The 24,931-nt window shown below is 55.8% G+C and carries 21 protein-coding genes and 4 pseudogenes; 13 read left to right on the top strand and 12 right to left on the bottom strand.

Features of this window, described 5'->3' with window-relative positions; translation table 11 throughout:
- The first annotated feature begins 6 nt into the window (after nucleotides 1-6).
- A complete protein-coding gene (locus ACSSU5_RS25050) occupies nucleotides 7-891 on the top strand; it encodes an FRG domain-containing protein (protein ID WP_492560138.1) in 885 nt (294 codons plus the stop codon).
- 578 nt (nucleotides 892-1,469) lie between these two features.
- On the opposite strand, the gene ACSSU5_RS25045 is transcribed toward ACSSU5_RS25050, so the two are convergent.
- The gene (locus ACSSU5_RS25045) at nucleotides 1,470-2,279 is read right to left on the bottom strand and encodes a hypothetical protein (protein ID WP_492560137.1); all 810 of its coding nucleotides are present in this window, start codon (nucleotides 2,277-2,279) and stop codon (nucleotides 1,470-1,472) included.
- A 107-nt stretch (nucleotides 2,280-2,386) separates the two neighbouring features.
- Nucleotides 2,387-3,325 carry an abortive infection family protein gene (locus tag ACSSU5_RS25040; RefSeq protein ID WP_492560136.1) on the bottom strand — a complete coding sequence of 313 codons (939 nt, stop codon included), beginning with the start codon at nucleotides 3,323-3,325 and terminating at the stop codon, nucleotides 2,387-2,389.
- Between the two features lie 211 nt (nucleotides 3,326-3,536).
- On the opposite strand from ACSSU5_RS25040, the pseudogene ACSSU5_RS25035 reads away from it, so the two are divergent.
- From ACSSU5_RS25035 to ACSSU5_RS24995, 9 genes and pseudogenes are all read left to right on the top strand, one after another.
- Nucleotides 3,537-4,961 (top strand): annotated as a pseudogene (locus ACSSU5_RS25035) (terminase large subunit); the annotation flags it as partial.
- Nucleotides 4,962-5,111: 150 nt separating this feature from the next.
- A pseudogene (locus ACSSU5_RS25030) lies at nucleotides 5,112-5,306 on the top strand (phage portal protein); the annotation flags it as partial.
- A gap of 70 nt (nucleotides 5,307-5,376) precedes the next feature.
- Nucleotides 5,377-6,732: a hypothetical protein gene (locus ACSSU5_RS25025; protein WP_492560135.1), complete on the top strand. Its 1,356-nt coding sequence runs from the start codon at nucleotides 5,377-5,379 to the stop codon at nucleotides 6,730-6,732.
- A 339-nt stretch (nucleotides 6,733-7,071) separates the two neighbouring features.
- The gene (locus ACSSU5_RS25020; protein WP_492560134.1) at nucleotides 7,072-8,742 is read left to right on the top strand and encodes a hypothetical protein; all 1,671 of its coding nucleotides are present in this window, start codon (nucleotides 7,072-7,074) and stop codon (nucleotides 8,740-8,742) included.
- Nucleotides 8,743-8,856: 114 nt separating this feature from the next.
- A complete protein-coding gene (locus ACSSU5_RS25015; protein WP_492560133.1) occupies nucleotides 8,857-9,288 on the top strand; it encodes a lysozyme in 432 nt (143 codons plus the stop codon).
- The gene (locus ACSSU5_RS25010) at nucleotides 9,285-9,797 is read left to right on the top strand and encodes a DUF2514 family protein (protein WP_492560132.1); all 513 of its coding nucleotides are present in this window, start codon (nucleotides 9,285-9,287) and stop codon (nucleotides 9,795-9,797) included. Before ACSSU5_RS25015 ends, ACSSU5_RS25010 begins: the two co-directional genes overlap by 4 nt.
- A 42-nt stretch (nucleotides 9,798-9,839) precedes the next feature.
- Nucleotides 9,840-10,064: a hypothetical protein gene (locus ACSSU5_RS25005; RefSeq protein WP_033699963.1), complete on the top strand. Its 225-nt coding sequence runs from the start codon at nucleotides 9,840-9,842 to the stop codon at nucleotides 10,062-10,064.
- A gap of 73 nt (nucleotides 10,065-10,137) precedes the next feature.
- Nucleotides 10,138-10,431 carry a hypothetical protein gene (locus ACSSU5_RS25000; protein WP_492560131.1) on the top strand — a complete coding sequence of 98 codons (294 nt, stop codon included), beginning with the start codon at nucleotides 10,138-10,140 and terminating at the stop codon, nucleotides 10,429-10,431.
- Entirely contained in the window at nucleotides 10,428-10,733 is a 306-nt protein-coding gene (locus ACSSU5_RS24995) for a hypothetical protein (protein WP_492560130.1), read from the top strand. Before ACSSU5_RS25000 ends, ACSSU5_RS24995 begins: the two co-directional genes overlap by 4 nt.
- A 435-nt stretch (nucleotides 10,734-11,168) precedes the next feature.
- Here ACSSU5_RS24995 and ACSSU5_RS24990 read toward each other — a convergent pair whose 3' ends face one another.
- From ACSSU5_RS24990 to ACSSU5_RS24960, 7 genes and pseudogenes are all read right to left on the bottom strand, one after another.
- Nucleotides 11,169-11,756, bottom strand: a complete 588-nt coding sequence (locus ACSSU5_RS24990) for a hypothetical protein (RefSeq protein ID WP_492560129.1) — start codon at nucleotides 11,754-11,756, stop codon at nucleotides 11,169-11,171.
- A gap of 198 nt (nucleotides 11,757-11,954) precedes the next feature.
- Entirely contained in the window at nucleotides 11,955-14,489 is a 2,535-nt protein-coding gene (locus ACSSU5_RS24985) for a TonB-dependent siderophore receptor (protein ID WP_492560128.1), read from the bottom strand.
- 94 nt (nucleotides 14,490-14,583) lie between these two features.
- Entirely contained in the window at nucleotides 14,584-15,525 is a 942-nt protein-coding gene (locus ACSSU5_RS24980; RefSeq protein ID WP_492560127.1) for a FecR domain-containing protein, read from the bottom strand.
- Entirely contained in the window at nucleotides 15,522-16,058 is a 537-nt protein-coding gene (locus ACSSU5_RS24975; RefSeq protein ID WP_492560126.1) for a sigma-70 family RNA polymerase sigma factor, read from the bottom strand. Before ACSSU5_RS24975 ends, ACSSU5_RS24980 begins: the two co-directional genes overlap by 4 nt.
- A 461-nt stretch (nucleotides 16,059-16,519) precedes the next feature.
- Nucleotides 16,520-16,879: a cupin domain-containing protein gene (locus ACSSU5_RS24970; protein WP_019472176.1), complete on the bottom strand. Its 360-nt coding sequence runs from the start codon at nucleotides 16,877-16,879 to the stop codon at nucleotides 16,520-16,522.
- Nucleotides 16,876-16,947, bottom strand: a pseudogene (locus ACSSU5_RS24965) (GNAT family N-acetyltransferase); the annotation flags it as partial. The gene ACSSU5_RS24970 and the pseudogene ACSSU5_RS24965, both read right to left, overlap by 4 nt.
- Before the next feature lie 210 nt (nucleotides 16,948-17,157).
- Nucleotides 17,158-18,540, bottom strand: a complete 1,383-nt coding sequence (locus ACSSU5_RS24960; protein ID WP_492560125.1) for an aminotransferase-like domain-containing protein — start codon at nucleotides 18,538-18,540, stop codon at nucleotides 17,158-17,160.
- Between the two features lie 121 nt (nucleotides 18,541-18,661).
- Between ACSSU5_RS24960 and ACSSU5_RS24955 the strand changes: the two genes are divergently transcribed.
- Nucleotides 18,662-19,531 (top strand): DMT family transporter, encoded by an 870-nt coding sequence (locus tag ACSSU5_RS24955; protein ID WP_264313148.1) that lies wholly within the window; start codon nucleotides 18,662-18,664, stop codon nucleotides 19,529-19,531.
- A gap of 651 nt (nucleotides 19,532-20,182) precedes the next feature.
- On the opposite strand, the gene ACSSU5_RS24950 is transcribed toward ACSSU5_RS24955, so the two are convergent.
- Nucleotides 20,183-20,341: a site-specific integrase gene (locus ACSSU5_RS24950; RefSeq protein WP_492560124.1), complete on the bottom strand. Its 159-nt coding sequence runs from the start codon at nucleotides 20,339-20,341 to the stop codon at nucleotides 20,183-20,185.
- Between the two features lie 249 nt (nucleotides 20,342-20,590).
- On the opposite strand from ACSSU5_RS24950, the gene ACSSU5_RS24945 reads away from it, so the two are divergent.
- Complete coding sequence (locus tag ACSSU5_RS24945) at nucleotides 20,591-21,139, top strand: GNAT family N-acetyltransferase (protein WP_492560123.1); 549 nt, start codon at nucleotides 20,591-20,593, stop codon at nucleotides 21,137-21,139.
- A 65-nt stretch (nucleotides 21,140-21,204) separates the two neighbouring features.
- A pseudogene (locus tag ACSSU5_RS24940) lies at nucleotides 21,205-21,411 on the top strand (hypothetical protein); the annotation flags it as partial.
- Nucleotides 21,412-21,645: 234 nt separating this feature from the next.
- Here ACSSU5_RS24940 and ACSSU5_RS24935 read toward each other — a convergent pair.
- A complete protein-coding gene (locus ACSSU5_RS24935; RefSeq protein WP_492560122.1) occupies nucleotides 21,646-23,784 on the bottom strand; it encodes a TonB-dependent siderophore receptor in 2,139 nt (712 codons plus the stop codon).
- A 147-nt stretch (nucleotides 23,785-23,931) separates the two neighbouring features.
- Nucleotides 23,932-24,882 carry a FecR family protein gene (locus ACSSU5_RS24930; protein WP_492560121.1) on the bottom strand — a complete coding sequence of 317 codons (951 nt, stop codon included), beginning with the start codon at nucleotides 24,880-24,882 and terminating at the stop codon, nucleotides 23,932-23,934.
- Nucleotides 24,883-24,931: the final 49 nt, after the last annotated feature.

The raw sequence follows: 24,931 nt of genomic DNA, 5'->3' as shown, positions 1-24,931 counted from the left end.
GGATAAGTGATTTTCTCGCCAGATTTTTCCCCGATGGCGTTTTCCGCCGGTGTTACGTTCAACGCTGGCGGTGCGATCAAAGTTGCAGCTATGCTGCTCGGAATTCAATCGGCTTGGGCCAGAGGAAAACATGGAGGGGATATGGAAGTGATTACAGTGGAATCAATGTCCGGTTACTTGAATGCCTGCAAAGCTCACTGGAGATTCAACAATCGCAGGAATGTTTTCTTCAGAGGTCAATCCAACGAGCAATGGCCGCTGGTGCCAGGGTGCGCGCGGGAACCTCACAATATTCACAATGACGAAGCCCTGTTCCATGAATGGCTAAGTATGAGTGGGGAAAGGTTGGGGATTAGTGAATATTATGCAAAGCGCCCGCTATTGCTTTTGACCATGGCGCAGCACTATGGACTTCCTACAAGACTTTTGGATTGGAGCTTCAGCCCATTGGTAGCTCTGTACTTTGCGTGTAGGACCGGGCATGACACAGATGCTGCAGTCTATTTATATAAGCGTGATAAGCACATCCCCTTCAACGTCAACGGCATGAAGAGTCACAATGACAGTGTCGAGGTCGACGGGGTGGAGTACGACATGGTCTTTATGTTGTCACCAAGAACAAGTGATCGCATGGAATCACAACTTGGATTATTCAGTCTCCATGCTAAGCCAGGAAAGCCGTTTGAAAAGTGCATGCAGCCGAACGACAAGCTAATCAAAATAGTCATACCTGCAAACCTCAAGACATTCATTTTGATTGAGCTAGATTTTATGGGTATCCGTGCATCTACAATCTTTGCTGGTGATGATGGTGCGGCTCAGGAAATAAAGGAAACCAATGAGCTAATAGGGCGCATCGAGAAAATGGACCATAGTCTCTTTGATTTCTAGATTTAGCTAAAAATCAGGCATGATTAACTTCCAAAATAAAAAGCCCGCAGCTGCGGGCTTTTTTATATTTTCACTGATTAAACAACAATTTTGAATTTTCTAACCATGTAGGCTCGGTGGTCTTCAACCGTCTCGTGAATCTCTTCCTTATCGAGTAAAACACTGTGGCCCTGGAGCACTTCAACGTCGCAGAGGCCAAGCAGGTTGTTGGCCACTGCCAAGCCGGATCTTTCCGGTCGACAGCCGACGCGGGGTAGATGCGTTGGTGGTCTGGACCAGGTTAGAGGTGAAGTCGCGCATGTTGACGCCTGCCGAACTGACCTGCTGGGTTAGGTGATGGGAAGGATTCAGGCCGCGCTATGGTGGATGAGGTTTGCGGCGATACGGTGGCCAACGATGTCGAGGCGTGCGTCAGCCACATGCAGGAGCAAACCTTGAAGCAGCTTCCTTCGAAAATGGTCCGAGCTGCGCAATCAGTTTGATTCTGACGGCAGATGGTGAAGGGTGTCCTCAGATCTGAGGGCACCCTAGCTTCGAGAGTCGCGATTGCTTGAGTGTTTGATTAAGCCCCGAAGGGTTTAAAAGATGGTTTTTATAACTTTGTCAGCACCATCAAGCAAATCCGTTACCTCTCCTGCAGTTGGTTCAGTGCTGTTTTTATGGCCGCACTTATTCCGTATATCACCGAGAAACTGAATATGCCTTGACTGTGCTAGATCAATCACTCCTGCAGCTCTAAGCGATTCATTTAGAACAGAAATAGTACCTGATTTCTTGGGGATGCTATGATTGTCACATACTTGCTTCAAGTGTCCCTCCAGCACCACCCCAGCCATTGCTCCGGCTGCTCGCGAAAAGCCTGAACTCAGAAGGCTTCGAGCTGCGCTTAGTTCGGTATCGTAGAGATCGGCTTGCACTAGTTGCTTTATCTCGAACAATGAGCTTTCGAAGCGGCGTCGTATTGCTTCTACAATGGCAATTTGTTGGTTAAGCAAAACAGTTGCATTCTTTGAGCTTGCCAGTACAACTCCCATGTTCATTCTGCGTAGTCCGTGACATGCATCTTCAAGGCGGTAGTTATCTATCGCGAGCTCTTTTCTGTTTGCTGGTCTTTCGTAAAGTCGTACAAAATCGGATAGCCGATCCGGTAATAACTGCTTCACAAGTGGCAGTGCTTCTGAGTACCAATGCTGGTAGGCAAACTCGAATGGCTGAAGTTTTTTAATGAATTCATCTGCCTTCTCTTTGCTCCCGAATCTATTAAGCATTGCTTCATATAAGGCTTCATCCCCGTAGGCTTGCGAGTGTAAGGAACTTGCTACTAAGTTGGCTTCCTCTAACAGGCGGTCAATGTCGTCCTTATATTTTTTGATGTTTGAAGCAGTCATTCAACTTCCCTCTAGATGTACTCAGGCTTCAAGGTCGGTGATTATTCTAGAGCCTAATAAGCGATTAGGCATCGATATGCGCATTCGCGGTATGATGCAGGGCAACCTTAAGTTAGGTTGCTCTCTGCTTCGCATATGAAGAGAAGGGTGGCGGCCGTCATATTAAGCATATGTGAGACTATATGCTTTGGTACCTCGGTCGGAGCTACGCCTTGACCATGACCAGAATTTTTGTTTCGCCCAGTTGGCACACCGCTTTCTAATAGAGACTTCAGTGACGAGAAGTGTGACTGCCAATAGCTAGGGATGAGCTCTTTGTCTAGACAGACTTGGATAAGATTGCTAGCAGTGGCTCGATCGCTAACTTCCCACCTGTGTTTATGGCAGACGGATTTCATTAGGCTTTCAAAGGATTTTAGGCACTCATTGAGTGCCTCTTTGTAGTGTCCGTGGCGATAGTGCTCATGTGCTTTGTAGAACTCGTCTTCGGCGCCTGCGCACCATTCTTGCCGCAGAAGGACTAAAGCAGACTTGGTCACTTCGCTGTGGAAAAACTCCGAATCAACTCTCAATATTCTATTGTTCTCGAAGCGATAGCCAATGCCGTGCTCAAGAAATCGGTCGTTCGCTTCCTTTATTAGAGGTTCAATAATCGGTGCGGCTTCATACCTACCCATAAACCATTGTTTTTTTGCTGTTGTGTTCATGGTTGTGAGTGTGAGTTCGATTGCGTCGAGCAATCTTTCGATTCGTCTTTCAGTGAACATGAACCAGTAGAATTCATCATACTGGTTTGATCTTCTGTCATACGAAAATCCAGCAAGCGTGAAAGAGCCATACTCTCTGTTAAGTATAGATGTGATCCCTTCCCACGCGTTTCTGGAATCATTGTTGGTATTGCAGTCGCTCTGCGACCCCAAGGCTTCGTCAAATATGTGTATTAGTTGGACTATGAGTTCTTTTGGTATTGACTCATACTCAAAGAACTCAGGTGTCTCTCCATTCTCTCGTTTCAGTCGCTTGGAATACAGATCATAAATTGCCATTTGAGTCGTCCTTAATCAATGTCAGCGTCGGGGGCTTTCCAGTCAGCCATGACGGTCCAATAATGAGTCTTTATGCTCAAGAAACGGACTCACCCTTGAGTAGTCTGTCTCAGTTTATCAGCGCCGACCATTTGGGGGTATGCCTGGGGGTATATGTGCTTCCAAAAAAACGCGACCCATGGCAGTTTGTGGCCTCCCCCAATCTGTTGACATCCCGAAGAAGAACAGTAAATCTACGATCGCTGCAGGGATCATGCTGACAGCGCTGATCCGCAACTGGCGTCTTTCGGCTGAGTTCATCATCTTGGCGCCGACCAAGGAGATTGCCGATAACTCGTTCATCCCGGCCAAGGACATGGTCAACAATGACGATGAGCTGAAAGCGCTGCTGCATGTCCAGCCGCACCTGCGGCTGATCACTCATCGCGAGACCGGCGCCACCTTGAAGGTGGTGGCTGCGGATAGCGACGTGGTGGGCGGCAAGAAGGCGGTCGGCGTCCTGATCGATGAGGCCTGGCTATTCGGCAAGAACCCCAAAGCCGCTGACATGATCCGCGAGGCCACTGGCGGTCTGCTGTCGCGACCTGAAGGCTTCATCATCTGGTTGACGACCCAGTCGAACGAGCCGCCGGCTGGCGTGTTCCGCTCCAAGCTCAACTATGCGCGCGGCGTGCGTGATGGCCGGATCGACGACAACCGGTTCCTGCCGATCATCTATGAGTTCTCTCAAGAGATGATCAAGAGCGGCGAGGCGAGGAAGCCTGAGAACTTCCACCTGGTCAATCCGAACATCGATTACTCAGTCGACCGACCTACGCTTGAGCGCCTGTTTATGCAGGCGGAGCTGGACGGCGAGGCTGAGTTGCGCGGCTTCTTGGCCAAGCACCTCAACATCGAGATCGGCCTTGCGCTGATGTCCGACGCTTGGGTTGGGGCTGAGTTTTGGGAGCCGCAGGCTTCAGCGTGGCTCAGCCTCGACGAAATCCTCACGCGGTGCGAGGTCATTGATGTCGGCGGGGATGGCGGCGGTCTTGATGATCTGCTCGGTCTTGCCGTGATGGGCCGGGAGACGGGAAGCCGCAGGTGGTTCCACTGGGCTCACGCCTGGGCGCACCCTTCGGTTCTGGAGCGCCGCAAGTCAGAGGCGCCACGCTTGAGAGACCTAGAGAAGGCTGGCGACATCACCATTGTGGAGCGCATCGGTGATGACGTTGAGCAATTCGCGGCCATCGTGGCCCGTGTCAATGACACCGGGCTACTCGATAAGGTCGGCCTCGATCCGGCAGGCATCGGCGCAGTACTCGACGCGCTTGCAGATGCTGGCGTTGAGGAAGACAAGATAGTGGGTATCTCTCAAGGCTGGAAACTTACCGGCGCAATCAAAACGACGGAACGCAAGCTTGCCGAGGGCACGCTGCTCCATTGTGGTCAGCCGCTCATGGCTTGGTCCTGCGGAAATGCCAAGGGCGTGCCTTCAGCCAACGCCTTCTTGATCACCAAGCAAGCATCGGGCACCGCAAAGATTGACCCGCTGATGGCTACATTCAACGCCGTTTCGCTGCTGAGCCTGAATCCAGAGGGCAGGGGGGGAATGGACAATTTCATGGCAGGCATTCGGGACCCACTGATCGCATGAACGCATTTCATATTTTCATCGCCTGCGCAGTGGTCGCTTTCTGCTTGGCATGCAGCGGGGTATGGATGCTGGCTGGTACCGGCTGGGCTTTGCTGGCCGGATCGCTGAGCTTCTTCTGCATCGCTGGCTTCATCCGCAGAGGACTTGTCAGTGATTAAAACCCTATCCCAGGCACTGGGCGCTGCTGCCACCAAGCCTTCAGCCAGTATGAGTGAATGGCTGGGTAAGACTATCAAGCTGTCGGATGGAGGTTTCTGGAGTGCTTTTAACGGCGCCCAGTCCAGTAGTGGTAAGTCAGTCAGCGTCGACAAGGCCATGCGCCTGTCCACGGTGTGGGCAGGCGTTTCGCGACCTGTTCGTTGATCTGGAAATCTTCGGGGCCGAGGCAGGGAAGCTCTATCGGGTGTCATATGTGGTGGCCAGTGAGGTGGTGCCGGATGACCCGGGAACTCCAGTAGATCCAAACAAGGCTTCACTGGGATTCCGTATCGAAGAGTTTGAGCGCGCTGCTTATGAGGCTGCCGGAAACGCCACTACCATCCACGAATATGTAATCAACGTAGGCGTAGTAAGCCGAATTGGGGGCTTTCAAACGCTGACCTTTGAGTGCTCCAAGAAGTCTGCGGTGGTAGTCAAGATCACTCTCGACGGCGCGAAAATCCCCGCCAATGGAGCATTTTTCGCTGCGGTCAACCCCAACTTCCCAGCCCGCAACTGGATCATCGACGAAAGCCGGTACAAACGAGCCCCCGCTGCAACGCCTTCGGGCGAAATCGTTAAGACCGGCGTCTATTTCACATGGGATCCCTTTGTTAAGAAATTGACCTACGCCTACAACTCCAGAAACAACGCCTACCGTGTCACGGTGAAGCCCGCTGCGATCAACCAGTTGCCAGATATCAACACTGTGGAAATCGCGGCGAAGGTTGCAGACCTGTCGAAAGCGGTATGGGGGCCGATCACTGGGGCGACCGACATTGCGACGGACTACCTGCCGCCGATGCAGATCGAGGCGGTAAACAACGGCGACGGTCATGCGCAGATGTACACCGGGGGTGCGCACGGCAATGACGGCAACGCAGCGGGCTCGCCAACGGCAAGAAACGCTTCGTTCACTCTGTTCGCTGACGGCCAGATCATTGAATCCCCATCGTCAGGTTTCGCCAACGTTCTGCAAGGCATGATCTGGAACGAGCTCATGGCCTACAACACCACTACCGAAGGAAGGTATGTGGCCGACCAGGTGTTCTCCCTTGATTTTTCCGGCAGCGGGGCGAGGGTCCACGCCGACATCATCGCCAAGGAAGACATCATCGTCCACACAGATAACGGCCCGCAGCACTACTTCGGTGGGTTCGACGTGTCGCAAATGATGCCTGACTCCCAGACGCCAGCGAGGATTGCGAAGGATACAACGGTAAGCAGTGGGGCGAGGACCAGCTACCCGAGAGCGTGGATTCTGCTCACCAAGTCCACATACGGGACAATGGCGAGCTGGATGGATAGATCGTATGGCGTAGGCAATGGCGAATTCGTTCACCCTACCGCGTCCTTCATCCGCGGGCCTGGCCCGGGTCGAGCCAAGTTCTATCACGCTGCAGTGGCTTCGATCGCGGTCCCCCTTGCACCAGGGGTCGGCTACAGGTGGCGCGGCGGGTTCCACTTCTTCTCCGATACGGCTTTCGCGGAGTTCGACTCGCGGCTCTCAATCAAGATGCCGACGGAGAAGGTCGTGGCAGTCAAGACCAGTGGCGCGAGCCTCGTCAGCTAACAGCGCCCTGGCACGGGGCGTCCTTCTGGAGAAAGGAGTGCCAATCACAGAGCAGCAACTGCTGCAGATCCTTCCCAATGCCCGCCCAGTGCGGGCTTTTTTGTGCATGGAGAAAACATGGCCACACCACGCGGAGTTCGCAAGACATTCCTGCCGAGGTCGTAGTGCGCCAGGTCTGCACTATCCGAAACACCTTCACCGGCGAAGTAATGGCCGAGGGTGCTGGGCCGCCAGTCCCGGAGCCAGCCATCGAATGGGTGCGCACCCATGGAATTGAGGAGATTGTGCCCCCAGCACGTCTACGATCGAAGGTCCGCTAGCCATAGGTAGAACCGTGTATTGCTTGATGGTAATATGGAAATTTTAATATTGCCTTGGTATACAATGGAACTGTTTGCTGATTTGGTGTATGGAAATGCCTCAGGCTTAAATCATTTTGTTGTTGATTGGCAGCGCTACCATAAAGGATGCAGCGCTGAGTTCCTGCTTTCTGGAGTAATTACACTTCGGAATAACGTTAAGGTTGAGTGTAAATCTTTACATGACATCGAATGGGGTCTAGAGTTTTCATCAAATAGGAATGCCAATTATTTATGGCTCTATTCTCTTGACTACGTGGGTACGCTTGTAGATGCATATTCTGGAGGTTTTGGCGAAATATATCTTGACTGCGCCATTAGCATAGTTGAGTCATTTTGTCGCTTTTACCATGAGTCAGAAGGCAACAAAACAAAAGTTGCTTACTTGAATAAGTCTGGAGGGAGCTACGATCATGCTACCTCAACGAGGGCAAATGTTCTTGTAAGATACCTATGCGCGATTGTTAAATCTGACCGCAAGGTTGACCTTCATCCGGTAATTTCGTGTATCCATGATGCTGCAATTTTTATGTATGACGATCGCAATCATAGCGAATCAAATCATGGGGTCATGACCGACATCGCATTGTCTCAAATCGGTGTTCTTGCAGGGCTTTCAAACGAGCTGGGTAGAGTATTTTTTGAGAAAGCAAATGATAGGCTGATCGATAGCGTGTTGCGTACTTTCGATTCCGATGGGTATGCCAATGAAAATACGGTTGGGTATCATCGGTTTAACGTGCAATTATTTAAGTCGGTGATGAATAATTTCACCGGCTGGGGGGTCGAAAGCAGGTTTGGTGATATTGCGCCCCCAATTATCGATAAAGCTTTGCGCGCCTTTCAGATATGTGTTTGGCAAGACGGATCTATCCCCCCTATAGGCGACTCCGCCGTATATGAGAAAGCGGCAGAATCTTTAAATGTCAGCAAGGTTTTTTCCGAAAGCGGAATGGCTGTCATTAAAGATGATGATCTGTATGTTTCTTTGATATGTGGCAGGCGAGGTGATGCTCACAAGCAAGTTGATGATACATCAATAACTGTAAGGTACAAAAACACGGATATCGTTATTGATGGTGGGCATTTGAGCTATGACAGGCTGGATCCTCATCGCCTATCTCTCGAGTCTAGTCTTGGGCATTCTGGTATTTTTCCTGAGTTCATTGAGGGTGTGCCGCCTCACTCATACCTAAGACTTAAGCAAGCCGCATCAATAACAAATATATCTAAAAGCGATGCATCAGTCGATTTTTCAGCTCGGCTCAGCTTTCCAGATCACGGCTATGCAGTTAACCGAACAGTTAGTGTAATTTTCCCTAGGCTTATTATCATTAGGGATGAGATCGACTCTGAAGATTGCGAGATGCCAACAACTCAGAGGTTCTTGTTTGGCAAGAGCTTAAATGGAATTGAATTTAATCAGCCTGGCGTGCTGACGCTTCACGATAAAAATTTTAGGGTCATAGTTACCATGAAGGAAGTTAGCTCCGGTCTAGCGCTTTGTAGAGGGTTTGTGGGGGAGCGTCCTCGTGGCTGGTCTTCGCAAAAGTCTGGGATAAAAGATCCCTGTTACGAGTTGACCCAAAAAGCCATTGGCGGGAAATTGTTGTTCGAAACTTGTATAGAAATTATTGACGCGCAGCTTTAAAAGCTTTCGCTGTAAATGTCCGGACCTGGCTTGATTTAAAGCTCTGTATTGCTTCCATTATATCGATATTAAGGCCCGCTCAGCGCGGGCTTTTTTTTGCCTGGAGAAAACCCAATGCGTACATCGCAACGCGGCTTGAGCCTCATCAAGTCGTTCGAGGGCCTGCGCCTGCAGGCTTATCAGGATTCCGTCGGCGTCTGGACCATCGGCTACGGCGCGACTCGAGGTGTGAAAGCCGGCATGAAGATCAGCAAGGAGCAGGCCGAGCGCATGCTGCTGAATGATGTGCAGCGCTTCGAGCCGGAGATCGAGCGCCTGGTCAACGCCAAGCTGAACCAGAACCAGTGGGACGCGCTGATCAGCTTCACCTACAACCTGGGAGCGGCCAACCTTGAGTCGTCCACACTCCGCCGACTGCTCAATGCTGGCAACTACCCAGCCGCTGCCGACCAGTTCCCTCGCTGGAACAAGGCGGGAGGCAAGATGCTGCCTGGGCTGGTCCGTCGACGCGCAGCCGAGCGCGAGCTGTTCTTGGAGACGGCGTGAACTGGCTCGGCGCGGTACCGGCTTGGTGCTGGTGGTTGACCGGGCTGGTGCTGGTGGCGGGAGGCCAGGAGATTCGCGTGGGAGCGGGAAAAGCGGAGGCCTCGGCCGCAAGGCTTGAGTTGTCCGACTACCGGCTGGAGGTGGTTGAGCGCGATCGGCGCGCAGCCGCCCAGGCCCGCACCGAAGAACAGCGCCGCCAAGCCGTGGCGGACGAGGAGGGTGAGAGTGCACGACAACAACTGGAACTGGCCCAAGGCCGCGCCGCTGCTGCTGAGTCTGCTGCTGGCGGGCTGCGCGGGGAAATCGCCCGATTGCGGGCAGGCCGATCAGCAACCTGCGGTGCCATCGCTGCCCAGCAGCGCCAGGCAGGAGCCTCTGCCGTCGTGGTGCTCGGGGGATTGCTTGAAGACGCTGACCGAATGGCGGGAAACCTCGCGACAGCGCTTGAGCGAAGCCGAATAGCTGGACTGTCCTGTGAGGCGGTTGTAGACGGAATGAAGCCCCTGTAATGAGCGCCTATACTGTGCCATCTACCGACACGGAGCATGGCATTGGACAAGCGCACTTTCATCGGAATGGTCGAGGCAGGCGAGCCGCTGATTCAGCAGGCCGTAGATGCATTCCGCTCCTTTCACGAGGCGCAGGATTGTGGCGCACCGCCAGAAGAGGTTGAGCGACTCCGCCTGTTGGCCGAATCTCTGTTCCAGGCGGTCTCCGACTACCAGTTCCGGGTCATAGCCAAGGCTCGTGGAAAGGATCTGCCACCACTGCACTGACCCGCTGATCGGTAATTCCCCGCGATCAGGTCCACCTATACGATGCTGTATTTTTATACAGTATTGGTGCCCCATGTACTTCCTCCTCGTTCGACGCCGCGAGCATGGCGTGGCCTTGCCCTCAGACCGCCTACGGAAAGTCCAGCCCCTCCGCGCGGACGTCCACATCGGTGACCACCACAGCGAGCCTCTGGGTCGAGTGTCGACCCAGGCCTGGGTGTTCAACCCGACACCTGGGCCCGACATCATTCCGCGGCTGCACGATGCCAAGGTCAATGGCATGGCCCAGCTTGGCATCAACATCAATGGCGTGGAGGAGGTCGACGGCGTGCTTTATGCGCAGTCCTGGTGGTGCAGGGCAGAATGATGACGGGGATACCGCAGGCTTGGCTGGATGAACTGAACGACCAATTCGCTCTGGTCACCGATCCCGAGAGGCGTGCTGCCGTGCTCGATGCGGTGGCGTATGCCGCCCATCGGCGGCGAGAGGTCAGCGACGAGAACCTGGTGGACATGCTGGAGCTGTCCGAGGCTGCCAAGGCTTGGGGGTTGGTGGAAATTGATGAGGCGTACCACATCGGCCTGTTCAGTTACGATATTTCGAATAGCTGGGATGGGGACGATCCAGGACGGATCGTCGTCGGCAGAACGCCTGAATGGGGGTGTTGAGGGTGTCTAAATTGCCCGAAATCAGTTCCGCAACTGACGGACACCCCCTTGGTTTTAAAGGGCTGCAAGGCAGGTGGAATCATATCAGTGCGGAATTGATATCGCTGTAAGTCACTGAAAATAAATAAAATGTAGCTCGGATTGCAAATCCGTAGGGCGGACTGAGTAGCTGGGCACACCTGGCTGGGCGGCAGGTCATTAGGAAGGCCATGCCAGCTCGATGCCGGTCTCTTGCGACTGGCTGCTCTCGACCCATGGTGGACATTTGTAGCCGGGGCCGCTTTGCGGCCCATCGCGGGCAAGCCCGGATCCAACAGGTACAGCGCATGCCTGCACTCTGGTGATGATCCTGTATGGGCAGGCACTGACAGCATTGCTTGGACGGTCTCTAGCTGGTCGGGGCAATCGGCGCCAACGATATCCGGACCGCAACTCTCAGTTCAGTGAGGTCTTAGATAGGTCGGCGCCTGAGCACGGACTTACGATCTGGCCGACATTCATGCCCGCCGTTCCGCTTGGCATAGTCGTGTAAAATTTGACGCCCGACGCTACGATCATGGGCGCAACCTCACGTGTCACGTAAGGCTGGCCATTACTCAGCAGCATTTTGATCGCCTCTTCCCGATACTTGGCATTGTTCACCATCGGGGATCCAGGTACGTCGGTCAATGGCATGACCTGCACGGCCACTTGATCGGTGAAGACGTAGAAAATCTCACCGTCTCCCTGATGAATGCACCTCACATTTTCCGGTTTGATAATGTCCTTCTTGACGTATTTCCCCCATTGGTAGTCGACCAGAAGAAGACTATCCGGCGTGAGGACGCTGATACCTGGTGTGGCGTGGCAGCCCGCTGGTCCGCCGATGCGCATCCAGCAAAAACTCGTGAACGACGTGTCGGTGATCTCGGCCAGCTTGAGGTCTTCCTTGATGTGCTGCCTGGCCTCTGTCGTATTGTGCTGGATACTGCCGCAGGCGCTGAGAAGTGTGGCGACGAGAGCAATGGCGGTGCGCAAAAACATGGTCAGTCCTTTGATCGGGCGTAAAAGTTGGTGGCATTTTCATGATCCTGACGACAACTGACAACCACTTGTACTTCCCTCCCGACTCGTAGCTGATCACCACGTTGGGCAGGCGATTGCTGCCGGTCGCGAATGACCGCAATGGGTCGAAAGCGGTCGGTCAGCACTGACCGCTTTCATGCACGTGGGCGAAATGACTCAATATTTGCCGCGAATCGTCAGCATGAAGTTGCGCGGGTCGCCGTAGAAGTTGTTGTACTGCGACGTACCTACCGTCGAGTAGTACTTCTTGTCGAACAGGTTGTTGCCATTCAGGGTGGCCGACCAGTTCTCGTCGATCTTGTAGTCCAGGCTCGCGCTCCAGATCGTGTAGCCGGACTGCATGAATTTGTACGCAACCGAGGGCTCACCCCAGGTGCCGGTGCCAGGATCGAAGGTTGACACCGAGCCCGACTTCGACGTGGCGCTCTGGCTGATAGCCCCCAGCCCGACCTTCCAGTCCTCCAGCCCGCCCGGCAACTGCCAAGTGCCCCAGACCTTGAGCAGGTGCTTGGGCGTAACCCCTTCGAAGGCACTGCGGCCCTCTTCGGCGTCCTTGGCCTCGAGGCTGCTGTAGGTGTATCCGGCCATCAACTGCAGGCCCTTGGCAACCTCACCGCTGACCTCTGCATCGAATCCCTTGCTGACCACCTCACCGGCGTTGAAGTAGCAACAGGTGGCCTCGCTGCCCACCGGCCCAGCCCCTTCCTCGTCATACACCGCCGAGCCCTGCTGCTCGATGCGGTAGACGGCGAACGAGGTATTCACACGTCCGTCGAACAGCTGGCTCTTCAAGCCGATCTCATAGTTCTTCGAGGTGGCCGGGTCAATCTGCGTACCGCTGGTGTCGGTGAAACCCGCTTGCGGCGTGAAGGTTTCGGCGTAGCTGGTATAGGCGGTCCACTGATCATTCAGGTCGTAGGTCAGGCCGGCGTAGGGCGTGGTCACACCGCGTTTGTGCTCGGTCGGTGGCCGCGACTGCGTGTCGTTGCTGTAGAAGTCCTGCTTGTTCTGGTAGCTGTAGTCGGAAAGGCGCCCCCCGAGGATCAGCTTGAGTTCATCGGTCAGCGCCAGCCGGGTCATGCCATAGACAGAGCGGCGGATCTCCGGCAATTCCTGTTTCTTGACCGCTACGCTGCCATGGTCGTCCGGTGGTGTGCGACCGCCCAGGTCCAGTGGTACGCCGAGCAGGCCGCGACGCTGGATCACGCTGCCGATGGTATCGGTGTAGTCCACCCCTACGAGCAGGTCATGGTGCCTGTTGAAGGCGTCGAAACCACCCTTTAGGTAGCTGTTGACCGACTTGCGCACGCTGCCACTCTTGTTCGGAAAGTTGTTCCAGGTAGGCCCGGTTCCACTGATCGGGTCCACGGCGCCGAAAAAGTAGAGGCCTGCTGAGTCGCGATCGATGTCCACGTAGGAAAGGTCGGTGGTCAGTGCCCAGTCATCGTTGAAGGCGTGCTCTGCCTTGGCATAGAGCTGGGTGGTTTTTTCGCGCACGGTGTTCCAGCTGGCGGTGTACGCGGTGTGCCGTGGCAGCCCCAGGTCATCGCCATTGGAGTAGCGCGGCAGCCCGGCGAAATAGGGGACGCCGTCATTGTCCTGGTAGCTGCCGCCAAAGGTCAGCGTGGTGGCGGGGTTGAGGTCGACCTCCAGCGAGCCGTAGGTCAGCGAATTCTGGGTGTCGACATAGTCCAGAAACGACTTGCTGTCCTGGTACGCCATGCCCAGCCTGCCGCGGATGGCGCCGCTCTCCACGAGTGGGCCGGTCACGTCGAACTCGCTGCGGTAGTTGTCCCAGCTGCCGGCCGAGGCGGAGAAGGCCAGCTGGCTGTCGTGCAGGGCGCGCTTGCGCACCATGTTGATGGTACCGCCAGGGTCGCCGGTGCTCGAGTACAGGCCGTCGACCCCGCGCAGAAATTCCACGCGCTCGTACTGGGCCATGTCCAGCTGGCTGAGCGAACCGTAACCGGCGATCGACGTGGTCAAGGGTGCGCCGCCGTCGATGGTGGTATTGGACACCGCGAAACCACGGGAAAAGAAATTGCTTTCATTGCCCATGGCCGCCTGGGAGATGCCACCTTTCTGCAGGCTGACGCCGGTCATTTTGCTCATCACCTCGGTCAGGTTGTTGAGGTTCTGGTCCTCGATACGCTGGCGGGTGATGACCGACACCGAATGCGGCACCTCGCGCAGTGAGGTCGTCACCTTGCTGCCGACGGCCGCGGAACCTGCGCTGTAGCTGTTGGCGTCCGGCTCGAGGCCCTGGCCGATCACGGCGGTCGGCGTCAGCATTACGCCTTGTCCGGCACCGGCTTCGAGCAGGGAATAGCTGCCATCACCGTTCAACACCGCGCTCAGCGGGCTGCCTTGCAATAGCCGGGCGAAGCCTTGCTCGACACTGAAACTGCCCTCCAGGCCCTGGCTCATGCGGCCTGCGGTCAGGCGGGTGTCATACGACAGCGCCACGCCAGCTTCACCGGCAAAGTGGGTGACTGCCGTTTCCATCGGGCCTGCGGCAATGGCATAGCGCTTTTGCACCGTGGCCGCACGCGCCTGGCTGGCATCGCTGAGCAGCGGGTCCAGCACGGTGTATTGCAAAGCAAGTGTCGACGAGAACACCGCAAGGGCCATGGCGGAGGGGCGGGGGTATCGTACGGGTTGAACGGCGCGGCGTTGTTGCTTGGATTGCATGCTGACTCCTGGTCCTTCGCAGAGGTGTTGAAGAGATTCAGGAATAGGTCGAGCGGGAAATCGGAATTCGACAGTGACGGTGAATCTATTTTATTCAGGCCTTGGCAACCACCCGGGTCCAGAAGCGGGTGCGGCGTACGATAAGTACCGGCAGGGCGCGGGCCACCGAGGCCAGGGCCTTGTCGATGTCATCGAGGGGAAAGGCGCCGGAGAGTTGCAATGCCGCCACGTCGTCAGCGCAGCCCAGGAACCCGTTGCGGTAGCGCGACAGTTCCGCCAGCAGGCGTTGCAGCGGCCAGCCACTAACCACCAGGTGCCCGCTTACCCAAGCGTCGGCGGCCGGCGTCACGGCGTATGGCGTATGGAATCGATCACCACTGAAGTCCATGGCCATACCTGTCGGCACCACCTGCTCAGCATCAAGCTGCACAGGGCGCACGGCTACCGCATGTTCCAGCACCTTCACCTGGGTGACCCCGTCAAGCTGTCGGACATTGAAGCGGGTGCCCAGCGCCCGCAGGCGGCCCTGGGCGCTGATGACGCTCAGGGGGCGCGGGTCGTTGCCGGTCTGCAGCAGTATCTCTCCGGCGCGCAGGTGGATCAGCCTTTCACCGGTGGTGAATTCGATGTCCACTGCACTGGCGGTGTTCAGCGCTAGGAGGGTGCCGTCGGCCAGCGTCAGCGAGCGGCGTTCGCCGGTGACCGTGTGGTGCGCCGCCAGCCAGATCGGCGCCTGACGGTAGCCCGACCAGCCCAGAGCGCCGCTGCCCGCGAGCAACAGCAGGCCCTTGAGCACGGCGCGGCGGCTGGGCGAGGTTGAAGGTGTGTCTAGTACCTGGCAAGCGAGGCTGGCCGGTAAACGGCGCAGGCTCGACTGCATCGATTCGACTCGCTGCCAGGCCCACAGATTGGCCGGCCTCTGGCTGTGCCAGTGCTGCCAGGCCTGGTGCACCTGCGGGTCTTGTGGCGCTTCGGCCAGGCGAGCCAGCCAGCCGGCGGCGTCGCGCAGGGCCTGGCGTTGTTCGTCGCGCGTCATAGGTCGTTGTCGAGGGCGAACAGCAGGCAGTGTTCGGTAGCCTTGGCCACGTACTTGGTGACGGCGCTCACCGATACCCCGAGGTCAGTGGCGATTTCCTTGTATCCCAGGTCCTGCAACTGTGACAGCAGGAAGGCCCGTTTCACCTTGCGACCCAGGCCGTCGAGCATGCGGTCGACAGCCTGGAGCAGGTCGATGATCAGCAGCTTGTCTTCCTCCGAAATGGCCAACGTCTGCGCCTGTTCGGCCAGTGCGTCGAGGTAGCGCTGTTCCAGGGCTTTGCGGCGCAAGCTATCGATCAGCACGCGACGCGCGACGGTGGCGAGAAATGGCCGGGGACTATGCAACTGAAGCTTCTTCGGGTGGGTTTTCTCGTTGAGTAACAGTCGGACGAACGTGTCTTGAGCGAGATCCGCGGCCTCATGCGAACATCCCAGCCGACTACGTAGCCAGCATACCAACCAGCTGTGATGAACATCGTAGAGATCGGTTAACGCGCTGGGGGCTGCGGCCGAAGGAGTGCGGCGGGACATGGATGAATATCTTGCGATTGAGAATTACTCGCAATGTAATCAATGCTTGAGTCGATGGCAACCAGTCTAAGTTGCCGGACGCCGCTGAGGTAGCCCGAACCACAGCGACATAAACTACGCGCTTGTGAGTGTGTGCTCAGGGTAGATAGCAGCCGGTCATGGATGACCGCTTTCGACCCGAAGCAGGCACTGAATGGGTACAGGCCGCCAACAAGCCAACCGCTATCTGTAGGCGCGGGTTTGCCCAGCGAACACGGGCGTAGCTCGTGCCAGGCGGGTTTATTTCCAGGGCTGTTCTCTTAGCGGGACAAGCCCGCTCCCACAAAGGCTCAGTTCTATGCGCGACCGCGCAGCCATGAGGTAGAGGGCTGTTGTGGCCTGCCGAAGAGCATTCGAGCGCCGCCAGCAGACAAGCATGCAAGCTGTCCTTGCGCTGCGCTCGATGAAACGCGACCCCGTGCCTAGTTCGCGGGCAAGAGGATCACGAAGTTCTTTTTCATGTCTTCCAGCACCGTCCATTTGCCCTTGGCGCCCGGTTCGATAATGAACGTGTCGCCAGCGGCCAGTGTGATGGGGGCGCAACCCTCAAGCTCGATGACGCAGCATCCACTCAGGACATGGCAAAACTCCCAAACTTTGTAGTCGATGCGCCACGCTCCGGTGCTGGCTTCCCATTCTCCGGAAATGCGACCTTGCTGTTCATCGTGATAGTACTTGGACGTCAGCGTATGAGGGGTGCCTTCCACGACCTCTTCAAAAAAGGGAAGGTCGCGCACCGGTTGGATATCCAGTTCGCGGAACACGGTCAGTTTCTTGTTCATGGTTTTTTCTCGAGCACGTTGTGGGTAGGGCGATACATCAAATAGGCTTCACCGGTTACCGCCAGCAGTTGCCGGAGGTGGTGAGGCGAGAAGCGGGGCGACGTGTACTTCCATGGCGGGATGGCCGGAATCAGGGCAGGGTGCCTCCGATATGGGGTCGTATGTCACGAAAGGCAGCTACCGACCCTTAGCAGCCTACGACTGCAGTCTCACCTGCCCTGTTAGTCCAACGACTGGAGTCCTTTTTACTGAGGTAGCTTTGTGGATTGGTCTCGCGACTAATCACTCAGAGCCCGTTTCAATACTTCGTAGATTTTGGCGTCACCAGATTGAGCAACGTTGAAACGGAGGAAATCTCCCGCAGTCATGGATTGGCTAAAAACATTTCCGGGTGCTAGCACTACACCTTCATTCAAGCAAGCTCTAGCCAGCGTTGCTGCATCCTTACCTTGAGGGAGCTGGCACCAGACGTACATGCCTGCCCGGGGAATCATCCAAGGCTTGATACCAATGGCCTGAAGCCTCGCTACCGTTCTGTCCATTTCCTCGGCTAACCTAAGGCGAACACTTTCCATGTGTTTTCGGTAGCCGCTATCAGTAATGGCTTGATGGATTATGTCGGCGGCCAAGCGTCCACCCCCGAATGTAGTCGCAATTTTGAGGTCTACCAGGCTCTCGATCCATTCACTACGAGCAGCGATGTAGCCGCATCGAATTGAAGCGGAGATGGTCTTGGAAAAGCTGCCTATCTGGATGACACGAGAGAGGCCATCGAAGGCAGACAGTCGTGGCGCGGGAGTATTCTCGAAATCCCCGAAGATGTCGTCCTCTACAATCACTAGGCTCGATATGTCGGCTAGCTTTAGCAGCCTGTGTGCTTTGACCGGAGACAGGGTGGCCCCGGTTGGGTTGTGGATGCCGGAATTTGTTATGTACAACCGGGGAGAGTGCTTGAGTAGGGCAGCGCCGAACGCATCGATGTCTGGGCCCGTCTTCGTGTAGGGCACACCTACAATGCTCACCCTATGTGCTTTCAGTAGTGCATGAAAATTGAAATAGCAGGGGTCGTCGACCAGGACAGTATCGCCCGGTTCCAGAAGAAATCGGCAAATCAGGTCGATGGCGTGAGTGCCGGATTCAGTGAGCATGATCTGTTCCGGAGGGGCTTCGATCCCGACTCCCGCCAGTCGCCGCGATAAGAATTGCCTGAGAGGCGGATGTCCAAGCGGTGAAGCGTACTCAGTCAGTTTCGAAGTGTCTGAGCGGGCAACGATTCGAAGAGCTTTCCGCATGCCAGCTTCGTACATCCAGGATGGAGGTAGCCACCCGCACCCTGGTTTCAATGCATCGCTGGAGTCTTCAAGAGACTGGCGCGAGATCCACAGCGGGTCGACGTCACGATCAAGTTTGGGACCAAGTTCGGTTAGTGCCAGTGGCGCCACCGGCCCGGCCACGTAAAAGCCGGAGCCAGGACGAGAACTAAGTACACCCTCTGCCATTAACCGTTCATATGCCTCAAGGACAGTAGAAACCGATACTTGCATGGTCTGAGCCATTGCGCGGACTGAAGGAATTCTCGCACCTTGTGTGTAGGTTCGAGAGGCTATCCTGGACTGGATATCTCCCATTACAGCTCGAATTCGCGTTCCGTCCCGTTTCATCGCACCCCCAACTGTGCTGGATTCATATGCCTAACAGTTCGGTTAAATTGTACTGTATTGTGCGTGGCCTTGGTGAGCCTGTCAGTGTTGTACTGAACCCAGACTTATCGAGGACTTACCGATGGAAAAATCAACAAGCGGGTGGATCAACGGCTTCATAGGCGTCGCAATCTTTGCGGGCTCGTTGCCGGCAACCCGTGTGGCAGTGGCGGCCTTCGAGCCTACGTTTCTGACATGTGCTAGGGCAACAATTGCCGCCCTATTGGGTGCGCTTTTTTTGATCGTGCTACGGCAGCCGCGACCTAAACGTGGTGATTTGTCGTCATTGGCTGTAACAGCGCTTGGAGTAGTTATTGGCTTCCCTCTGCTGACGGCGCTGGCCCTCCAGCACGTCACCTCTGCTCATTCCATCGTTTTTGTCGGACTGCTGCCACTCTGTACCGCAGGATTTGCCGTTCTGCGGGGCGGTGAGCGACCTCGGCCACTGTTCTGGTTGTTCTCGTTGATTGGTGCTGGGCTAGTCGTTGGCTATGCGTTGATGAATGGAGGAGAGGCGTCGGCGGTGGGAGATGTGCTGATGATGGCTGCGGTAGTTGTTTGTGGGTTGGGTTATGCGGAAGGGGCGCGTCTCTCGCGGACATTGGGTGGTTGGCAGGTGATCAGTTGGTCATTACTTGTAGCGTTGCCGTTAATGCTGTTGCTGACTATTGTTAATCTTCCAGCGCCTGATGCCTTCGCCAAGGTAAGCGCCCCTGCGTGGTTTAGCTTCGGCTACGTTTCACTGTTCAGCATGCTGATTGGGTTTGTGTTTTGGTACCGAGGACTCGTCCAGGGTGGGATTGCGGCAGTGGGCCAACTGCAACTCTTTCAGCCGTTCATGGGGCTTGGACTAGCAGCGTTGCTTCTGAACGAGCAAGTCAGTTGGATGATGCTTGTCGTGACGCTGGGTGCTGTCCTCTGTGTTGCCGGGGCCAAAAAATACGCCCAGTAGATGAAGAGTCAAAACAAAGGTAGTTAATCGTGGCCGGTGACCGTCCGCTTCTGGCCGTCAGTCTCCCTCAGCTAAAGGCAGCTATGGGTCGATAGCGGACAATCAATGTCTGCTAGCAGGCGATACCAATTTTGATACCACTGGTGGGGAAGAGAGGGGTGAGTAGGGGCGTTTCGCCCAGTAAAGTCAGCCCTCCAATACCGCCAAACACCACGAAAAAACTGCATGGTGATGTTAGCGGTAGAAATCAAGTGCTTGTCCTGCGGGGGTTCCAGAGGTGTATTTAGGCCCTCTCGTCAGTCTTGGGCCAATTTTGGGCCAATTCGACTCGGGGCGGCAGCTTCTCCAGCTCCCTCCAGTCCGAGGAGGAGCTGATCCATTTCGCGTAGGTAGAAAGCAACATCTCACGCTGTGGCCGAGCTGGTTCGCAATGAACGCGGGGTTCATACCAGACATCAGGCACATGGTCGCATAGGTGTGGCGGGTGTCGTACTGCCGACGTTCACGGATGTTCAGCGCCTTGAGCGCCGATTTGAAGTGGCGGATTGTAACACTTGGTTCGTTGATCCACAGCCCACCTTTGCTCGGTTGGAACACAAATGGGCTGACTGGGTGCGCGGATTGGGACGCCATACGCCGGAGTGTGGCCATTCACCGGGCCTGGTTGATGGCGTTCAGTGCGCGCTCGTTTAACAGGACCTCCCTATGATGCTTGGTTTTCGTGCGTTCCTGGGGCTCACGGTTGACGATGATCCGGCGAATCGTCGCGCAGCGCTGCTCAAGGTCGACGTCCTCCCACTTCAGACCCATGGCTTCGCCAGGTCTTCACGCCGGTGAAGAAGCAGAACTTGAAGAATGCTGCATATTCATAACGAAGAACACCTCGCTATTAGCCGTTCCGGGCCTTACACCCAAGTCACTTTTTGTCTCCGTTCCGGTCATTCATTCCCTGCATGGGAGCTCCCATAAGCCGCCGCTCGATAATTGAGAGCGGGGACTTGTGGAGGGCACGATGATAGTGTGGCAGCGGGAACAAGCCTGTTCGCAATGGGGGAAAGAATGATTGAAACAGACCGGTTGAAGCTCAGGGATTGGCGAGAGGCGGATAAGCCCCTGCTGAGCGTAATCCATGCTGATCCTGAGGTAATGCAGTTCCTCGGGGGCACGAAGACTGCGTCTGAGACCTGCGATGTAGTTGACCAGCTGACGCGGCTTTCTAAAGGCGGCGAGCCAACTTTCTGGGCTGCCGAACGTATCGATGATGGCTCGTTGATCGGCGCAGTTGGCCTGCATTGGCTCGGAGATGATTTTCCATTCGGTCCGGCGTTAGAGGTGGGCTGGCGGCTTGGTCGCGACTATTGGGGCAAGGGTTATGCGACCGAAGCCGCTCGCGCGGCTCTCGATTATGCGTTTAGCACCTTGGATGTGCCCCGCGTTTACGCTTTTACCTCATTGGCGAACAAGCGTTCTGAAATTGTAATGCAGCGGCTGGGGATGACGAGAGTTGAGGGCGGCGAATTCCTTCATCCCGATTATCCTCCGACCGACGCGAGCGCGATGCACATGCTATATGTTGCCGAAAAGACGTTGTGGATGTCGAATAGCTAGCATCACGGTGAGCGCAATGGAAAGCCTCGCGGACAAGATTCAGCAGGCAGAGGCGTTCATGTGCGAGGTACGAGGTCAGCGCCGAGAACCTGATCGACATGCTGGAGCTGTCCGAGGCTGCCAGGGCCTGGGGCTTGATGGAGATCGATGAGGCATTTCACATCGGCCTGTTCAGTTCCGAGATTGCTGAGAGATGGGATGGTGACGAGCCAGGACGAATCGTCGTCGGCAGAACGCCGGGATGGGGGGTAAGGCTGTCTAAAACTGCCTGAAAGCGTCTCGGTTTTACTGGGCGAAAGTCGCTGAAACAGGCCGAACTGTATTAGACCGGTTCGATGACGCCGATGTCTGTTTGGCGCACAGATTTCGATCTACGGGCGGACCTTTATGACTGGCTGCTATCGACCCATACCGACCGTTGGCCGAGGTTGGCTAAAAGCCAGAAGCCGCCCCTTAGACAGTATCTGCCAAACGGGGGCGACTCAAAGCGCTCATCCGGCTCGCGACTAGTTCTCGTAGCGTAGAGTGACGGCAAAGTTGCGGGGTTCACCGTAATAGTTTCCGGTGTTTTGACTGAAAATCGCGGTGTAGTACTTCTCATCGAAAATGTTATTGAGGTTCAATTGTACGCTCAGGTTCTGATCAATTCGGAAGTTAGCGTTCAGGTCCACAAGGTTGTAGGCACTCTGCGAAATGTCGTTCAGGTACAGCTTGCTCTGATGGTACAAGCTGGTCCCGACTCGCCATTGATCCAACTTCCCTGGCAACTGATAGGTGGTAGCGGCCTTGAATAGTCGCTGTGGCGAATTTTCTGTGCCATAGGTGGCACCCTTGTTGGCGCCCGCGATGTATTTAGGATGGCTGTAGGTGTAGCCCACGGAGGCATTCCACCCGGGCATCAACTCGCCTGAGACCTCTGCATCGAACCCGCGGTTTCGCACTTTGGCACCCTCGGTGTAGCACCGCGCATCGCGCGCCGGTCCACAGACTTGCCCAGCCTCGGGAACGACCTGAGGAAGGCCTGACTGATCGACCTGGAAGAGCGCCAGGGAAGCATTCAACCGGCCATCGAACAGTTCGTTTTTTACTCCGACTTCGTAGTTACTGCCCGTGGTGGGTTCCAGTAATTTGTTGTCGACGCTGTAGTTGCTCTGCATCTTGTAAATCTCGGTATAGCTCGCGTACACCGAGGTACTGTCATTGAGGTCGTAGACAATGCCGCCGTAAGGAATGACCTTGCGGTTTTCCTTGAAGCGGTCGGTCTCCCATGGGCCTTGGGTGTCGTAGTCGACCCAACTCAAACGGCTGCCGAGAATGACGTGCAGGTCATCGAACGGATTGAGGCGAGTGGCGGCGTAGATCCCCTTGTCCTTGCGCACATGTCGACTGGGCGTCAGGTTGCCAACTATCTGCGGTTTAGGGAATTGCGAGGTATCGAAGTCCAGAATGTCGACGGTAGGGTTCACGCTGGCCGAGCCTGTGACGTATTGCAGCCTGTCGCGCCTCATGTTGGTGCCAATCACCACCTCATGCTGGCGCCCCAGCAGGGTGAATGCGCCGTTGAGCGCTGCGTCGAGATTTATTTGCTCGTCATCGTAACGGGCGCTGTTCGGCCAGTACCGCATCATCGAATCGGTATCCTTGGTGTGATACCCAACCTGAGCGAGAAAATCTGAATTGGACCAGATCAAATTGGTGGCGACGGTGAGGTTCCAGTCCTCGTTGAAACTGTGCTTGATATCGGCAAAGACGTTGCGGTTGATCTTGTCCAGGTAGGCCCACTTCCCGGCGAGCGACTTTGAACGTGAGAAGTTGTAAGAACTGCCATCCAGGTGGGTAGGCAAACCGCCCCAATCGTAGCCGCCGTTATTATCCTGCTGGAAGGACGCACCCACCGCGACCGTTGTCGAGTCACTCAGGTCGACTTCGCCGATGGCGTAGAAAAGCTGGTTGTCCTTGTCAGCGTAGTCCTGGTAGCTATTTCGATTGTTGTACATCAGGACAGTACGACCACGCAGGGTGCCCTCTGCGTTCAAGGGGCCGCCAACATCGAGTTGCGTGCGGTAGCTGTCCCACGAACCAGCACCTATCTCCGCCTTGAGTTGGTATTCACGCGTCGGTCGCTTGCGAACCATGTTGATTGCCGCAGAAGGATTGCCTGCACCTTGCATCAGGCCGTTTGCGCCTCGGACAATTTCCACCCGGTCATACATCGCCATGTTGTTCACCGACATGACGTCCATCGAGAAACTTTCCGTGACGCTGCTCGGCAGGCCATCGAATTGCAAGTCGTCGACTTGGAACCCTCGCGAATAGTAAAGCGGACGCTCTGTGCCGAACCCTTTGACTGTGCTGATGCCCGTCGCTGCCCTCGCAACGTCTTCCAAGGACTGCATGTTCTGGTCGTCCATCTGTTGCCGAGTGACCACACTGATGGACTGAGGCGTTTCACGCGGCGAAAGCCCTAACCGTGTTGCTGTGTTGGTAAGGCCAGTGGTGTAGGAGCCGGTCCCTTCAGTAGTTGAGGCCAAGGCGTCAGTGACCTTGGTCTGAGCATTGACCGGTCCCATTAGCCCGAGCAAGGACGCAAGTGCCACTGCTTGGCGCAACGAATGAGCGTGGGTACGTGAGGAGACATGGAACATGAAAGCAACCTTTCCCTAGAGTTGGCTGCGCGATTTTGATGTGAATGATTCGCGCTTCGTATCTACGACGAAGCGACGTAGAGAACCTTGCCAAAGAATTTTCATTTTTTTGCAAGGTGCTCTCAGGAGGAGGATGCCGGCCTTACATCAGCTCTTGGGCCGCACTACGGTGAGTAACGGTAATCGGGTAATACGAAGTGGTTGCGTCTGCTCCAGCGCTTTGAGCGCCGCTTGTGGATCATCCACGTCGAATATCCCGCTGATACGCTTTGCCGCCAGCGTTTCATCGGTCAGGTACAGGACGCCAGGGATGTACCGGTCAAGCTCAGCGAGAACATCGCCCAGCGGCCGCGCATTGAAAATCAATTTGCCTCGCTGCCAGGTGGCGACACTCTGCACATCGACGTTCACCGCCATCTGCGGCGCCAGCCCTTGGCGATAGGCTGAGGATTGCCCTGCGGGCAGACGCAGGGTCTCCCCGCCCGAACTGAGCTGAACTATCCCTTCGCTTACCTGGACGGTGACCTTGTCGCCGCGCTGATCCACATCGAAACGTGTACCAACCGCCTGTACTTCACCTTGAGCGGCGTGAACGATAAAAGGCCGCGATGGATCCTTGGCTACTTCGAACAGCGCTTCCCCTTGATAGAGCGTGATGCCGCGTTGGCCAGGGCTGTAATTCACCGACAGCACGGTGTCACCATTCATCCACAGCAGGCTGCCATCTTGAAGTCGCAACTCCCGCCGCTCCCCAGCGTCAGTCACATGATCGGCAGAAAGCGATGACCAATTGCGTGACAGTGCCCCACTGAACACCACCCATGCAAAACAAGCAGCCATGCCGGCTACCCACAGGGCGCGTACGGGTTTGCGATGCTTCTCGGGGGGCGGATTAACAAACTGTTGGGCTGTTTTTGTGCGTGGGAATGCGCCCCACAATGCCTCGGCGCTTCTTGCGGCGTGAGCATGGATTGCAGAACGCTGGCACCAGTTTTCATAGGCCAGATGATCGGCCGTAGTAGCCCGGCCAGAGTCCAGATGTACCAGCATCTCTAGGGCCTGGTCTTCCAGATCGGAAGGATCAACAGTGTCAGTCATTGGCTCTGCAAGCTGAGAAGTGTGAAGAGGCGTCAGAGTTTGGGGGGAC

It is taken from the genome of Pseudomonas sp. E1MeOHC2, from assembly GCF_058745025.1.
Note: the sequence above shows the minus strand (reverse complement) of the source record. Positions and strands in the feature narration are given on the sequence as shown.